The organism is Candidatus Blochmannia sayi (nom. nud.) (assembly GCF_059935855.1).
Window position 1 is genome coordinate 24,356 of sequence record NZ_CP011796.1, and the last position, 15,481, is coordinate 39,836.

Below are 15,481 nucleotides of genomic sequence, written 5' to 3' on the forward strand. Positions count from 1 at the left end.
CTATTCTTGACTGAATCGTGAGGACACTTCATCCCAATTAATTACGTTCCAAAATGACTTAATATAATCCAAACGGCGATTTTGATACTTCAGATAATAAGCATGCTCCCATACGTCTAACCCAAGGATTGGATATCCATTTGTTCCTGAAATATCTGCGCCCATTAATGGATTGTCTTGATTAGCGGTAGAAACTATAGATAAAACGTTATGAGGTTGTTTTACTAGCCATATCCAACCAGATCCAAAACGACTAATAGCGGCTTTTTCAAAATTATCTTTAAAAGAAGAAATATTTGAAAAATTATATTCTATTGAGTCTTTGAGGGGGCCTTGAAGCGTAGTATTTTTTTTAAGGCATTTCCAAAAAATACTATGATTGATGTGACCTCCTGCATTGTTGCGTAATATAGTTTTTTTGTGATCAGGTAAATGATTTAATTTTTGTATTAATTCCATAATGGTCAAATTATAAAATTCCGGTAAATCAATTAATGCTGCATTAGCATTATCGATATATGTCTGATGGTGTTTTGTATGATGAATTTTCATGGTTTTTTCATCAAAAAAAGGTTCTAAAGCATTATAAGGATAATTTAGAGATGGCAAAGTAAAGTTCATAAATAAATTTTCTCCATGATTATATGAGTATTTAAATAATGATTTTTTTTGAAATGATTTCTTAATGAATAGATGTCTACTAAAACCTCCTTGATTAATTAAAACTACGAGTATCATATACATATATGTAATATGTATATTTCTTGGAAAGTGTAAACTTGATATATGAGAACAATTATATCATCAATTTGTAATTTTTATTTATGATAATATATGCTGTATATTTTATCATATACATGACGTAATGTGAACACACATTTAATAGCATGACTATTAATTAAATAAATCACACTGATAATATTTTAAATTGAATTTAATTATAACATAATTAATGAAACAATAGCATTTATGTTAAAAACATATAATGGTATGTTATTATTCATGTGTTATATTATATTAATTTATAATAGTGAGTGGTTTAGTTTTGTGACACAATATATTTGGAATGAATGTATAGGTTGAAGATTCAAATTCTTTTTTATTGTATAAAATAAAAGGAATGGTGTGTTTTTATTTAGTTTATATAAAGAAAGTGATGATGAAATTACTAAAATATTTTCATTATACATATTTGTTTATGGTTTGATTGTGTATATATGATTAAAGATATATTTAGTTTTATTTATATAAATAACATGATGAAAGATTATTTAAATTGATATTTAGTAATAAATAGGATTTGATTATATGTCTAATAATCCATTATTGTCTTCCTCTGTATTACCTAAATTTTCTTCTATTAAGGCTAAGCATGTTAAAGAGGCAATACGAAAGGTTTTAAATAATTGTTATAATACAGTAGATCAACTTGTATCTAAAAAAAATATGACTTGGGATACATTGTACTATCCATTGATGATTGCAGAAAATGAATTACAACGAACTTGGTCTCCAGTAACACATTTAAATGCTGTAAACCATAGCTTAGAGTTACGTAAAGTGTATGAAGAGAGTTTATTATTTATATCTGAATACAGAAATTGGGTTGATCAGCATCACGGTCTATATCAGTCTTATAAATCACTGCGTGGTAGTGATGCTTATCAAAAATTGAGTACGATACAGAAGAAAGTTTTGAACAATATTTTGCGTGATTTTAAATTATCAGGAATTCGATTATCTCCACAACAAAAAAAAGAATACATGTATATAAATTCCAGGTTGTCGCAATTAAGTTCAAATTATGCTAATAATGTGTTTGATTCGACTTTAGGATGGAGCAAGTTAATTACAGAAAAACGAGTATTATCTGGTGTACCATCTCATAATTTAGAGATTGCTCGTTTAGAGGCGCAAGCTCGTGGACTAGAGGGATGGTTGTTTACATTAAAATATACTAGTTATTCTTCAATTCTTTCATATTGTGATACCGAAGAACTTAGAGAGGAGTTATATTGGGCTTTTAATACTCGAGCATCTGATAAAGGACCTGATAATGGAAAATGGGATAATACTTTGATAATGGATGAGATTTTATCATTACGTTGTGAACTGGCACAAATATTGGGGTTTAATACTTATCTTGAAAAATCTTTAGTAAAAAACATGATACAAAGCTCAGGACAAGTATTTAATTTTCTTATAAATCTATCTAATAGGATTAGTCGGGATGAGTATCAGGAATTTTTAGAAACACAAGATTTTGCTAAAAAGAAATATTCTTGTGTGGCTTTAAAGCCGTGGGATATAGCATATTATAGAGAAAAACAAAAACAACACATTTTTTCGATTACGAGCGAAAAACTACGTTATTATTTTCCTGAAGAAGTAGTACTGAATGGAATGTTTTCGGTAGTAAATTTTATTTATGGTATTACTATTAAAGAGCGGTATGACATAGAAGTGTGGCATTCTGATGTACGGTTTTTTGATATTTTTGATGAAGAAGGTGTATGGAGAGGAGGATTTTATTTAGATATATATGTTAGAGATAATAAACATGAAGGCGCTTGGATGGATGATTTAGTAAGTATGATGTATAAAAATAATAATGCTATTAGTCAGAAACCTATTGCGTATCTAACTTGTAATTTTAATCGTCTATCGGTGGGGTATCATAAAACATTGTGTTTGCTTACTCATAATGATGTAATTACCTTATTTCATGAATTTGGGCATGTATTACATCATATAATGACATGTATTGATATTCCGGAAATATCTGGAATTAATGGAGTGCCTTGGGATGCAATAGAATTACCTAGTCAATTTATGGAAAAATTTTGTTGGGAACCTGATGTGTTGAAATTAATTTCTATGCATTACAAAACAGAGCAATCGTTACCTGATGATATAATAAATAATTTATTAAAAATGAGAACATATCATTCAGCATCATATCTTTTACGTCAAGTTATATATGGGTTATTTGATTTACGAATACACCATGAATATATTTCAGGGGTACAAGGTCAGGTATTGAAAATATTTGATGAAGTAATAAAAAAAATATCGATGCATCATTCTATAATGGATTGGGATCGTTTTCCTCATTCTTTTTTGCATATTTTTTCTAATGATTATGCCGCGGGATATTATAGTTATTTATGGGCAGATATGTTGGCGTCTAATGTTTGGTATCGTTTTCAGAAGGTAGGTATTTTTAATCCAACGATAGGAAAGTTGTTTCTTAATAATGTTTTATCTTTAGGAGGGTCTATTGATGTAGAAAAATGCCTTATACAGTTTTGTGGTCAATCAGTAGCAATAGATCCTATGTTACGGTATTATGGTATTTCTGTTACTCCTTCTATGCATTTTTAGTGAAAATTCTATATGAGTGTAGTAGCATCATGCATTATAGCAAGTTCTTCAAAATATAGTTTTATCTAATTTTTATAGATAGTTAAATTAATGAATTGTAAGCAACTTACTTTTTATTGATTATTGTAACGAGTATGATGGTTAGATAAAATTTTTTGTATTTTAAGATGTTTTATTGTCTATTATTTTTTGAGTTAATTAATTAAAAATGATTGATGTATTTTGTGAGTGTTTTGTATTTTTTTTGGTGAGGGAATTATTTTCATGGTTATAACAAATTGTTATATAGTGGTATTATATATAAATACAAAATTATTCATTAAATTAAAATGATAAATTATGTTTATTTATGGAAATACTATGTATATTTTAATTACTTGGTTTTATAAATATTATTAGAATTTAAAGAAATTAAATTTTTAGTAGAAACGATAGAATGGTATAAAAAATTATTATTAAATATTTTGTTACTATATATTTTATATTTCAATATACTTATATAGTTAGTTTTAACGCGATCCAATAAAACCCTCCACTTAATATAATAGAGACAGGAACGGTTAATGACCAAGTTATTAATATGTTTTTTATTATTTTTCCTTGTACTCCCCAGCCGGGGATTAACATAGTTCCTGTAATAGATGAAGATAATACATGAGTGGTAGATACAGGCATACCAGCATAGCTTGCTGTACCTATAGATATAGCTGTAGTTAGTTGCGCTGATAATCCTTGCGCGTAGGTCATTTCTTTTTTTCCTATTTTTTCACCAATAGTAATAGCAACTCTTTTCCATCCAATTATTGTACCTAAAGATAATGATAAAGCAACAGCCAAGATAATCCAAGTAGGAGCATATTCAATTGTATGCAGTAAATGTTCTTTTAGGTGTTTGAGGAAATTTTTATTTTTATGTGAGATCTCTGGAAATGCTATTATTTGGTCTAAAATATCTACGATATAGATAAGTAATTGTCTTATTTGAGAGCGTTGATCTACATTTAGTTGTGCGTAATTATCTAAATTTTCAAGTAATAATGAGGCATTATGAATAATAGTAAGAGTCAGTGATAAGTCATAAAAAATTTTTTTTATTTGTATTTCTGTATCTGAAGAAGATAGGTATTTGTCAGAATATGTTGTGTTATTATTGTTTATAAAAATTTGTATAGGTTCTCTTATAGAAGGTATAACAAATTTTAACTGATTTAATGCCATTGTTATAGGCATAGATGTTATTTCTGATGGTATTATAGTTTTAATGTTATTGTAATGTTGTATATAATATGTTTGAAAGTTATTAACTGCGTCTCGAGTACGAGAGATATCATGGCGACTAGCGTTCATGTTAAGCATGAAACTTGCTGGAGCTACTCCTATAAGCAGTAACATAATTAGACCAATTCCTTTTTGTCCATCGTTTGCTCCATGAGAAAAACTGACTCCAGCTGCAGATAAAATTAGAACTGTACGAGTCCATAATGATGGTTGAGGTCTTCCGTGTGATTGCGTTTGTTGTGTTGGAGTTGTGTGAATATTTCTATGTTTTTCGTTATTATTCCAATATCTACATAGTATTAACATTATTATTTTAGCTAGTGTTAAACCTATGACAGGTGATATTATGAGCGATAAAAAAATATTGACTAATTTTGGAATATTTAATCCTTGCATTATCGGGCAATGCATAGTTATTGCGTGTACAAATCCAATTCCAATTAATGCACCTATTAAAGTATGAGAACTAGATGTTGGTAATCTAAAATACCATGTTCCAAGATTCCACAAGATTGCTGCGAATAACATGGAAAAAATCATAGCTAGAATGTGATTGGAGTCAGTACTTATAAAAAAATATGTAGGAAGCAAGTGGATAATAGTATATGCGACACTTAAACCGCTTAGTATTACTCCTAAAAAATTAAATATTCCTGACATTAATACAGCGCTATGAGAACGTAGTGCGTAAGTGTAAATCACAGTAACTACTGAATTAGCAGTATCGTGAAAACCATTAATGGCTTCGTAAATGAATACAAGGATCAATGCAAGAATCAACATGATTCTGATATGTACTTCTAAGTTGGAGAGAAAATGTAACATAAAAAATACGCCATTATTAAAATAACAAAATTTATTATCTATTAGAATCGGCGTAGAGAAAAAAATTATATTTTTTTATGGTAATCATATATGTATGTGATGTATTGTATTGTTGCGTGATTATTTTTTTTAAGAAAGTATTTCATACTAATTTCCTATTATATGGCGATACTATATTTATTTAGTATAATAAATTATATATACTATATGGTATACATAATTTATTCATGCAATACAGACGAAATATATATATTTAGTATCATCGCATATACTGCATCAAGATATCAAGTTATTAGTAGTGTTATTATGTAAAGTTATAATGATTGTATTATTTACTAATTTTATGTCAAATGGGTTATTTTTTTATTGAAAAGTGTTATAAGTTAGCACAGTTAATGCGTGTTAATCAGCCTATTGGATTTTTTCTATTACTTTGGCCTACTCTATGGGGTTTATGGTTGTCAAATAGAGGTGCGCCTGATATTAATATTTTGATGGTGTTCATTGCTGGTGCGTTATGTATGCGTTCTGCTGGTTGCATAATAAATGATTATGTTGATTGTGATATTGATAGACATGTGCAACGCACTAAAATACGTCCCTTGACCTCTGGAATGGTTACAAAAAAAGAAGCACTAGCAGCTTTATTGATGCTTCTGATTGTTTCGTTGAAACTAGTATTGAGTTTTAATTTTATTACTGTGTTTTTATCTTTAGTGGCACTTATATTATCTGGGATATATCCTTATCTTAAAAGATATACTTATTTACCTCAAATAATGTTAGGAATATTGTTTAGTTGGCCTATTTTAATGGCATTTACTGCGATTGAGCATCCTATGAATAGTACTGTTTGTTTGTTATTTATAATGAATGTTATATGGACAATGGTATATGACACGCAATATGCTATGATAGATCGAGAGGACGATAGATATATTGGTATAAAATCGTCTGCTATATTATTTGGAAATATGGATAAATGTATCATAGGTATATTTCAGTTATTTATTATATTTATATTGAGTATTATTGGATGGCAAGAGCATTTTTCTGTAGTGTTTTATTTGTTTTCATTATTTGGGGTCGCTATATTATTTATATGGCAACAAATATTGATCCGCAAAGGAAAAGTAGGATGTTTGCGAGCTTTTTTAAGTAATAATTATGTAGGTATGTTAGTTTTTATAGGTATTTTTTTTAATTTTTTTTAGTTTATACATGAAAATTAATTTTGATAGAATTTGAGGAATGTTTTATATGTGAATATGATCGATGTTATATCATTAAGATTGATATCGGAATAATTAAGATAAGTAGTATCCATAAAGGATTAATATATAGTATCAATTAAATTGTCAGTAATGACTATATTATTCAGTTAAAACTGTGTTTGTTGGTAACTTAAATAATAGTTAGAGTAATTAGTATTTATTTATTATTAGTAGTCTTACAGTATTAATAATAGTATTTATTAAAATATATATACATTTTATATATAGACGGATAAGATTTAAATGTAAAGTATTATTTAATGTTAATACATTTTAAACATAGTCCATGTGCTTCAATAATATTATTAAACATAGTAAATCCTGTGATTTTAGCCATGTTTTGTAAAATTTCTTCAATATCTTTTGTTGTTTGTTCAGTAACTTGTTTACAACTGTTGCAAATAAAAAAAGCGAAATTATGTGATAATTCAAAAAAATAATGACATAACATAAAACTATTAGTAGATTCTATACGATGAATAAATCCTTGTGCTAGTAGAAAATTTAAAGCGCGATAGATAGTAGGAGGCTTTGCATGAGGCAACGAGGATTGTTGTAATAAATATAGCAAATCATAAGCGCTCATAGGACCATTACATTGGGAAATTAATTGCAATACTGCTAAACGTTGCGGGGTTAGGCGTACATGTCGTTGTCTGCATAATTTTTTGATTTGGTTTAGATGTTTTTGAACATTATTATTCATATTGTTCCTTGATTATTAAATTACATAATTTATATTGTTATTAAGATTAAATTTTTTATAACATAAATCACATACATATATATATTGTCTAATAACATTAGTCTATAAAATATTTATGTAATACGCAAAATCGGAAATATTATATTATTAATTACAGTTGGAAGTATATGACTTATACAATGAGTATGATGTTAAGAAATATTGAAGAGTAACTATATATAAATAGTCTTTTTATATATTAAATTAAGTATAGTATATGATATATGTTATTTTCTAAAAAAAGTAATTGATAAAGACATTATGTTTATTGATAATTAGTTAGTGTATTTAAATTATTGAAATAAATTGATATTTAAAAACACATTTTTTAATTTTTATTTCTAATATATTTAGATAATTGGTGCGTTTGTATTTATGAAATGAATGTATATAGTTTTTATAATTTTAATTTATTTTAACTATTTTCAGATATTATTAATTAATCTTTTTATAATAAAAGATATTAATTTTTATATTTGAAATATTTTGAATGTTTATTTTTTTAGGAAAATAGTAATTTATGTTGAAAAAAAAAATGTTGAAACAATGCATATCGATCATGTTGATAATCAGGTAAACAATATCAAAATACCACCGTATTCGTTAGAGTCTGAACAATCAGTGTTAGGTTGTTTAATGTTAGATAATACTCAGTGGGAACATGTATCAATACAAATAAATTCTAATGATTTTTTTAATTATGCGCATAAAATTATTTTTAATGAAATGCAACGTTTGTTGGAAATAAATAAACCTATTGATTTAATAACATTAGCAGAATCTTTGGAAATTCAGGGAAAATTAGAATCAATAGGAGGGTTTGCGTATTTAGCAGAATTGTCTAAAAATGTTCCTAGTGTTTCTAACATATTAGCATATGTCGACATTGTACGTGAACGATCAGTGATACGCTCAATGATTGCTATAGCGAATAAAATTGCTGATGCTGGATATAATCCTCAAGGGCGCAGTAGTGATGAATTGCTAGATTTAGCTGAATCTCTTGTTTTTCAAATCTCACATAGTAAAAGTAATAACAACAATCCTAATCCAAAAAATATTTCTAGTATTTTAGAACACACAGTTGCTCATCTTGAAAAAGTGTGTAGCGATAGACCAAAATATGGTGTGACTGGTATATCTAGTGGGTACAAAGATCTTGATAAAAAAACTGATGGTTTGCAAAAATCTGATCTTATCATTATTGCTGCACGTCCTTCTATGGGTAAAACTGCTTTTGCTATGAATTTATGTGAACATGCTGCGATGATCGAAACAAAACCGGTATTAATATTTAGTTTAGAAATGCCTGGTAATCAAATTATGCTACGCATGTTGGCTTCGTTGTCTCGAGTAGATCAGATACGTATTCGTACTGGACGACTTAATGATGAAGATCGAGAGAGAGTTTCTAGTGCTATGGAGTTACTTTTAGAGAAGCGCAATATATATATTGATGATTCTTCATATTTAACGCCTGTTGAGGTGCGTAGTCGTGCTCGTAGATTGTGCCGTGAGCATAATGGTTTAAGCTTAATTATGGTTGATTATTTACAATTAATGAGAGTCCCATCTTTATCTAATAATCGTACGTTGGAAATTTCAGAGATTTCTCGATCATTAAAAGCTTTAGCTAAAGAATTGGAGGTTCCAGTTATAGCAATTTCTCAATTAAATAGAGGCTTAGAACAACGTGTAGATAAGCATCCTATTAATTCAGATTTACGTGAATCTGGAGCAATTGAGCAAGATGCTGATCTTATTTTGTTTATTTATCGTGATGAAGTGTATCATGAAAATAGCGAGATGAAAGGTATTGCTGAGATTATTCTTGGTAAGCAGCGCAATGGCCCTATTGGTACTATACGGTTAATTTTTAATGGCCAGTGGTCTAGGTTTGATAATTATGTTAATTCTGGTCCATGTTAATGTGACATTAGTTGCATAATTTTTATTATTAATTATAGAATAAGTATTTTTAATAAAATATAAGTGTTATACGCAATTTAATATACAATTAACTAACAATAATTGTCAGGATTCTTTATTATTTTAATATATAAGACTATGTATATTATATAGTTTGTTGTGTTTTTTCAAAAAATATCTTTTCTTGTAAAGAAAATGACAAAAGATTATAATGAGTTTTTGTATATGTTTCATATATATTTAAATTTTTATTTGATTTTAATGTGTATAAATATTTAAAGATATCTAAAAATTATTTGATAATACGCTTATCTTTATAAAGAGTGCTGATCTGACGAGGATAGATTACTTTATTGTAAGTGATTTTTTTGTAAAAACAATTAAATTCCATGTTATGGTGCCAGCATAGTAGTAGCATGCATGTTATGTGATTTAATAAATTAGTGTGTATGTGTTATATCTGTTGTATGTTTGACAGAGCTTTAATTTTTAAAAAATTATATTTTTATTATCAGATGATAATAAATGATGTGAACGGTTTTTGTGATTAATGGAGGGATTGTGGCCAATAGGGGGGTGAATAAAGTTATTTTAATTGGTTATCTTGGTCAAGAACCGGAAGTGCGTTACATGTCTAGTGGTAATATGGTTGTAAATATTTCTGTAGCCACTACTGAGTCTTGGAAAAATAAACAAACTAATGAATTTAAAGAAAAAACTGAGTGGCATCGTGTAGTATTATTTGGAAAATTAGCAGAGATTGCGTCAGAATATTTGCATAAAGGGTCTCAAGTATATATTGAAGGATCGCTAAAAACTAGAAAATGGCAAGATCAACATGGACAAGATCGGTATGTTACTGAAATTGTTGTGAATATTGGAGGCGTAATGCAAATGTTGGGCAGTCGGAATGCAGGAGTAGAAGAAAGTATGTCAAATGATAAAAAGAATAAAAATATAGTAAGAAGTGATGGCGATAGTGTGACGTTAACAGATGAGTCCGATACTTCTTTTAATGAAGAAGATATTCCGTTTTAAAAAAATTGATTATATGATACTTTACATTTAGGATATATGTACATATTTGTATATGTATAATTATTTGATTTATTTTAAATGATAATTTATAAGTTATTTATATGAATTTATCATGCAATTTATATGAATTGTACTTCGTTTGATTCTATAAAATTGATTTTAAAAAAAATTCATATTGTTGTTATTAATTTTTTATGTTTTCTGTTTAGTTGATTTATTTATTTTTAGAATTTAATTAATTATTTTTATAGATAATTTTTTAAAAAGGTATATGTATTTAATATATTGTTATTATATATGTGTTGAATGTATGCAGTATAAAACCCATCTTGTTAAGATAAATACAGAAAGGTATTAGTTACTATTAAATTAATAAATATGATAATAATAAATATGATATCTTAATAATTCTCTGTTTGATTTGATAGAAATATGAATATTATGATTATATAAAGTATGCAGCGAATGGACAGTTAATGTAATGTTTATGGGTGTTGTATCTATTTTTTTTGATGATATGGTTTGAGATTTAAAGCATGGAGATTTTTTTTACTATTCTTATTTTAATTTTAGTTGTTTCTGTATCAGGAGTTGTAACGCGAGTTTTACCATTTCAAATGCCATTACCTTTGATGCAAATTGTATTAGGAGCATTATTAGCTTGGCCTAAATTTGGATTACATGTAGATTTTAATCCTGAATTATTTTTGTTGCTTTTTATTCCTCCGTTATTATTTTCTGATGGATGGAAAACTCCAATACGTGAGTTTTTACGTCATGGAGGAGAAATTGTCGCGTTAGCATTAGTTTTGGTGATTATTACTGTAGTTGGTATTGGATATTTAATTCATTGGATAATACCAGAAATGCCACTTGTAGCAGCGTTGGCATTAGCTGCTGTTTTATCTCCTACTGATGCAGTAGCACTTTCAGGAATTGTAGGAGAGGGTCGTATTCCTAAAAAGCTTATGGATATCCTTCAGGGAGAAGCTTTGATGAATGATGCGTCAGGGTTAGTATCTCTTAAGTTTGCTATTTCAGTAGCTATGGGAACCATGGTTTTTAGTATCGGTGGTGCTTCTATAGAATTTATTAAGGTATCGGTAGGTGGTTTATTAGCAGGTATGACTATGACTTGGGGATATAGTAAATCATTAAGATTCATTACTCATTGGAGCGGAGGTGATCCTGCCACTCAAACTATACTCTTATTGTTATTACCTTTTGCTGTATATTTAGTTGCTGAGCATATTGGAGTTTCTGGAATATTGTCATCAGTTGCTTCAGGTATGACTATTGGTCAGTCTGGAATTATTCGTAATGCGCCATTAGCTATGCGTTTACGAGGAAACAGTGTTTGGACGATGCTAGAATTTGTATTTAATGGCATGGTATTTATCATGCTTGGATTGCAACTGCCAGATATTTTATTTACCTCTATTTCACAAGCAGCGATGGATCCGACTATTAAGACGTGGATGTTATTTATGTATGTGGTTTTTATTTATGCTGCATTAATGATACTCAGATTTGGATGGTTATGGTTAATGAAACATATAAGTTTATATTATATGACCAAGTATCCGATGGTGTTTAGTGAATATAGTATACGAGAGATTTTAATTGCTTCTTTTGCTGGAGTACGTGGTGCTATTACATTAGCAGGAGTGCTTTCAATACCGCTTTTTTTAAGAGATGGTGCGGTTTTTCCATTTCGTTATCAACTTGTTTTTATTGCGACTGGAGTAATTTTATTTTCTTTATTATGCAGCGTTATTGTTTTACCATGGTTATTACAAGGAATTATAGTTTCTGATAAATTAGTTCAACGAAAAGAAGAGCGTATGGCACGAGCTATAGCGGCAGAAGTAGCTATTGAAAGTTTATATAAATTGGAAGAACGGTTGATGTGTAGTCAAGAAGAAAATATTGATAGTCAAATTATTAATGAAGTGAGCGCGCGTGTTGTAGGTAATTTACGCCGTCGTATTGATGGTAATAATGATTCAAATGCTATGTTAATTGAAGAATTAGAAAGAAGAATGAGATTAAATGCATTACGTGCTGAACGAGGAGAATATTATCATCTCCGTGCACAACAAAAGATTAGTAATGAAACATTAACAAAGTTATTACGCGATTTAGATTTTTTAGAAGCCTTATTGGCAGAACATGAATAATATGATGGATAACAATGAGTGTTGTGTTAGAATTGTATGAATATAAAAATGTTATTGATGATATAGTTAATTTCTTGAGCTTTATGTCAAAAAATATGCGCGAAATTAATGCTGAATAATTTAAAAAATCATGTAATAAAAATTATAATAATACAATTATATGTACTATATACTGTACGTAGTAGAATAAAGTATAATGATTAATTAAATAAAATTCAATTTAAATAGATGTTTTATTACGTAATAGTTGACTTAAATAGTAGATAACTTTATTCTTTATCAGAGAATTAGAAAAAGCTCAATATATTATATTATAGGGAATTTATAAAATATGAATGTCAACTTTGTGGTTGAATATTTTGTATATGCGTGTGTGTTAATAAATAGTTAAAGTAGTTTTTATTTTTAAAATCTATATTTTGCTGAATGCACATATAAGGTTGTATGTGTTGTTTTTTTGTTTTTTATAATAAAACATAAAAATAGTTTGTGATCGTATAATATTTTAAGTATATATATTAAATACGTTTAGATTAAATAATTTGATTATTTTTATTGATTAGTTTATTAATTGTTGTATGTTTTATATTTTTTCCCAGTTTTTAGGGATTATTGTTTCAGTCAGTCTAGTATAATTATTTGAGTGGATCGATTAAATTTAACAAATAACTATTTAAATAAGGGGTAACTATGATAGTTAAAAAGTTTAAAATTACCCTTGCTTGGAAAATTTTTATTGCTTTAAACTTGGGTATTATTTTAGGAATTGCATTACATGATCAAATAGAATTAAAAGATTGGATGATTACAACATTTCTTTCTCCAGCAGGAGAAATTTTTATTCGTATGATAAAAATGATTGTAGTTCCTATTGTAATGGCTACATTAGTGGTTGGAATTGCTGGTATTGGAGATGCTAGAAAACTTGGAAGTATTGGTTTGAAAACTATTATTTATTTTGAAGTTATTACGACTATTGCTATAGTACTCGGTGTGGCTTTTGCTAATTTATTTCATCCTGGTTATGGTATTGATATGTCTGTGTTATCTAGAACAGATATTTCTATGTATGAGCAAACTACATCTGAAATACAGTCGAATTTAGTAAATACTATGTTATCGTTAATTCCTTCTAATATTATTAATTCTATGGCTAAGGGGGATATGTTACCAGTTATTTTCTTTTCAGTAATATTTGGACTTGGATTGGCTACATTGCCAGATAAAACCAAGGTTCCGTTGTTAGATATATTTAATTCTATAGCAGATACTATGTTTGAAGTCACACATATAGTTATGCGTTATGCCCCTATTGGAGTGTTTGCTTTAATTTCAGTTACAGTTGCAACTTTTGGATTCAGTTCTTTATTACCTCTTACTAAACTCGTGTTGTTGGTTTATGGTGCTATTGTTTTTTTTGCATTAGTAGTATTAGGCATAGTCGCGCGTTTATGTAACCTTAGAATTTTAAAATTAATTTATATTTTAAAAGAGGAGCTTATTTTATCTTTTTCTACTGCTAGCTCAGAAACTGTATTACCACGTATTATTGAAAAAATGGAAGCTTATGGAGCTCCATCGACTATTACTGGATTTGTGGTACCTACTGGTTATTCATTTAATTTAGATGGTTCAACTTTATATCAAAGTATTGCTGCTATTTTTATTGCACAGTTATATGGAATTGAGTTATCTTTAAGTCAAGAAATTATATTGGTATTGACTTTAATGATTACTTCGAAAGGAATAGCTGGAGTCCCTGGAGTATCTTTTGTAGTATTGTTAGCTACGTTAGGTAGTGTAGGTATTCCATTGGAAGGTTTAGCATTTATAGCAGGAGTAGACCGTATATTAGATATGGGACGTACAGCATTAAATGTAATAGGTAATGCTTTAGCAGTGTTAGTGATTGCTAAATGGGAAAATCAGTATGATACAAAACAAGCGTTTATATATGAATCAGAGATGTTATCTAATAAATAAAAAATTTTTGTGGATAATCAAGTAAATGTATGTATGTTGTGTAATTTTTATAAAAGGTTATATCATTATGTATTCAATTTAAATTGTTGTTGTTATTGTTAAAGAATAGATATCATGATCATGATGTGTTAGCGTGTTTTAATAGTTTAGTTTTTTTTGAATGTGTAGTTTTTAATTTTTGTATATTTTACTTATTTGAATGTAGGAATCAGTAATAGAGAAGATATAGAATATAGTTTGAATATTATGTATTTAAATAAAAGATGTATTTATTTTTAATGATAATCGTCTTTCAAGAGAAAGATAGAATTAAATTATCTTTAATAAGATAGTATTGTTTAATTATTGTTACTATACGTTTTACTTTACAATATTGTTTTTGTTATTGATGTATTACAAAACGACTTGCAATGGCTTCAATTTCTATCTTGGAATTTTGTGGTAATTTGGAAACTTCTACGCAAGAACGAGCTGGTAAATTTGTATATTTATGATCATAGGACGAATATTTATCGAAGAATTTCTTATAACTAATATTTATTTTGGATAAGTCATGTATATTGATGATAAATAATGTGATTTTAACAATGTTATTGATATTTAAATTAGCGGCTTCTATGATGCTTTTTATATTTTGTAATGCTTGATGAGTTTGACCCTGGATATCTTCAGGCATGGTGTTTGTATCTGGGCATACAGGAATTTGACCAGATACAAACACCATATTCCCTGTGTCTATTGCTTGTGTATAAGGACCAAGAGGAACGGGGGCTTTTTGTGTGTTAATAACATGTAGCATATTCATATTTCATTTCATCCTAGTTAGTTATGGTTGTTAAAATTTT

General features: G+C 28.1%; 10 protein-coding genes. 6 read left to right on the plus strand and 4 right to left on the minus strand.

All coding sequences use genetic code 11. From position 1 onward, the window contains the following. Positions 1 to 621, minus strand: coding sequence for a Fe-Mn family superoxide dismutase (locus Bsayi582_RS00105; RefSeq protein ID WP_500816115.1), 621 nt, complete (start codon positions 619 to 621; stop codon positions 1 to 3). Between the two features lie 687 nt (positions 622 to 1,308). Here Bsayi582_RS00105 and Bsayi582_RS00110 point away from each other — a divergent pair. Beyond that, complete coding sequence (locus tag Bsayi582_RS00110; RefSeq protein ID WP_500815796.1) at positions 1,309 to 3,384, plus strand: M3 family metallopeptidase; 2,076 nt, start codon at positions 1,309 to 1,311, stop codon at positions 3,382 to 3,384. A gap of 495 nt (positions 3,385 to 3,879) precedes the next feature. On the opposite strand, the gene Bsayi582_RS00115 is transcribed toward Bsayi582_RS00110, so the two are convergent. Beyond that, complete coding sequence (locus Bsayi582_RS00115; protein WP_500815797.1) at positions 3,880 to 5,487, minus strand: inorganic phosphate transporter; 1,608 nt, start codon at positions 5,485 to 5,487, stop codon at positions 3,880 to 3,882. 395 nt (positions 5,488 to 5,882) lie between these two features. Between Bsayi582_RS00115 and ubiA the strand changes: the two genes are divergently transcribed. Then, the gene (gene ubiA, locus Bsayi582_RS00120) at positions 5,883 to 6,701 is read left to right on the plus strand and encodes a 4-hydroxybenzoate octaprenyltransferase (protein WP_500815798.1); all 819 of its coding nucleotides are present in this window, start codon (positions 5,883 to 5,885) and stop codon (positions 6,699 to 6,701) included. A 313-nt stretch (positions 6,702 to 7,014) separates the two neighbouring features. Here ubiA and zur read toward each other — a convergent pair whose 3' ends face one another. Beyond that, entirely contained in the window at positions 7,015 to 7,467 is a 453-nt protein-coding gene (gene zur / locus Bsayi582_RS00125; protein WP_500815799.1) for a zinc uptake transcriptional repressor Zur, read from the minus strand. 585 nt (positions 7,468 to 8,052) lie between these two features. Here zur and dnaB point away from each other — a divergent pair. The 4 genes from dnaB to gltP all read left to right on the plus strand — a co-directional run bounded on the left by dnaB (position 8,053) and on the right by gltP (position 14,636). After that, positions 8,053 to 9,435: a replicative DNA helicase gene (gene dnaB, locus Bsayi582_RS00130; protein WP_500815800.1), complete on the plus strand. Its 1,383-nt coding sequence runs from the start codon at positions 8,053 to 8,055 to the stop codon at positions 9,433 to 9,435. A gap of 561 nt (positions 9,436 to 9,996) precedes the next feature. After that, positions 9,997 to 10,473, plus strand: coding sequence for a single-stranded DNA-binding protein (gene ssb, locus Bsayi582_RS00135; RefSeq protein ID WP_500815801.1), 477 nt, complete (start codon positions 9,997 to 9,999; stop codon positions 10,471 to 10,473). A 536-nt stretch (positions 10,474 to 11,009) separates the two neighbouring features. Next, positions 11,010 to 12,653: a Na+/H+ antiporter gene (locus tag Bsayi582_RS00140; RefSeq protein WP_500815802.1), complete on the plus strand. Its 1,644-nt coding sequence runs from the start codon at positions 11,010 to 11,012 to the stop codon at positions 12,651 to 12,653. 690 nt (positions 12,654 to 13,343) lie between these two features. Beyond that, positions 13,344 to 14,636 (plus strand): glutamate/aspartate:proton symporter GltP, encoded by a 1,293-nt coding sequence (gene gltP, locus Bsayi582_RS00145; protein ID WP_500815803.1) that lies wholly within the window; start codon positions 13,344 to 13,346, stop codon positions 14,634 to 14,636. 382 nt (positions 14,637 to 15,018) lie between these two features. Here the strand turns inward: gltP and Bsayi582_RS00150 are convergent, their stop codons facing one another. Beyond that, positions 15,019 to 15,441 (minus strand): Rid family detoxifying hydrolase, encoded by a 423-nt coding sequence (locus Bsayi582_RS00150; protein ID WP_500815804.1) that lies wholly within the window; start codon positions 15,439 to 15,441, stop codon positions 15,019 to 15,021. Positions 15,442 to 15,481 lie beyond the last annotated feature (40 nt).

Coding starts and splice junctions, on each gene's coding strand:
- Bsayi582_RS00150 (WP_500815804.1), bottom strand. CDS start 15,441: ATGAATATGCTACATGTTATTAACACACAAAAAGCCCCCGTTCCTCTT.
- Bsayi582_RS00140 (WP_500815802.1), top strand. CDS start 11,010: ATGGAGATTTTTTTTACTATTCTTATTTTAATTTTAGTTGTTTCTGTA.
- Bsayi582_RS00105 (WP_500816115.1), bottom strand. CDS start 621: ATGAACTTTACTTTGCCATCTCTAAATTATCCTTATAATGCTTTAGAA.
- zur (WP_500815799.1), bottom strand. CDS start 7,467: ATGAATAATAATGTTCAAAAACATCTAAACCAAATCAAAAAATTATGC.
- gltP (WP_500815803.1), top strand. CDS start 13,344: ATGATAGTTAAAAAGTTTAAAATTACCCTTGCTTGGAAAATTTTTATT.
- ubiA (WP_500815798.1), top strand. CDS start 5,883: ATGCGTGTTAATCAGCCTATTGGATTTTTTCTATTACTTTGGCCTACT.
- Bsayi582_RS00115 (WP_500815797.1), bottom strand. CDS start 5,487: ATGTTACATTTTCTCTCCAACTTAGAAGTACATATCAGAATCATGTTG.
- dnaB (WP_500815800.1), top strand. CDS start 8,053: ATGCATATCGATCATGTTGATAATCAGGTAAACAATATCAAAATACCA.
- Bsayi582_RS00110 (WP_500815796.1), top strand. CDS start 1,309: ATGTCTAATAATCCATTATTGTCTTCCTCTGTATTACCTAAATTTTCT.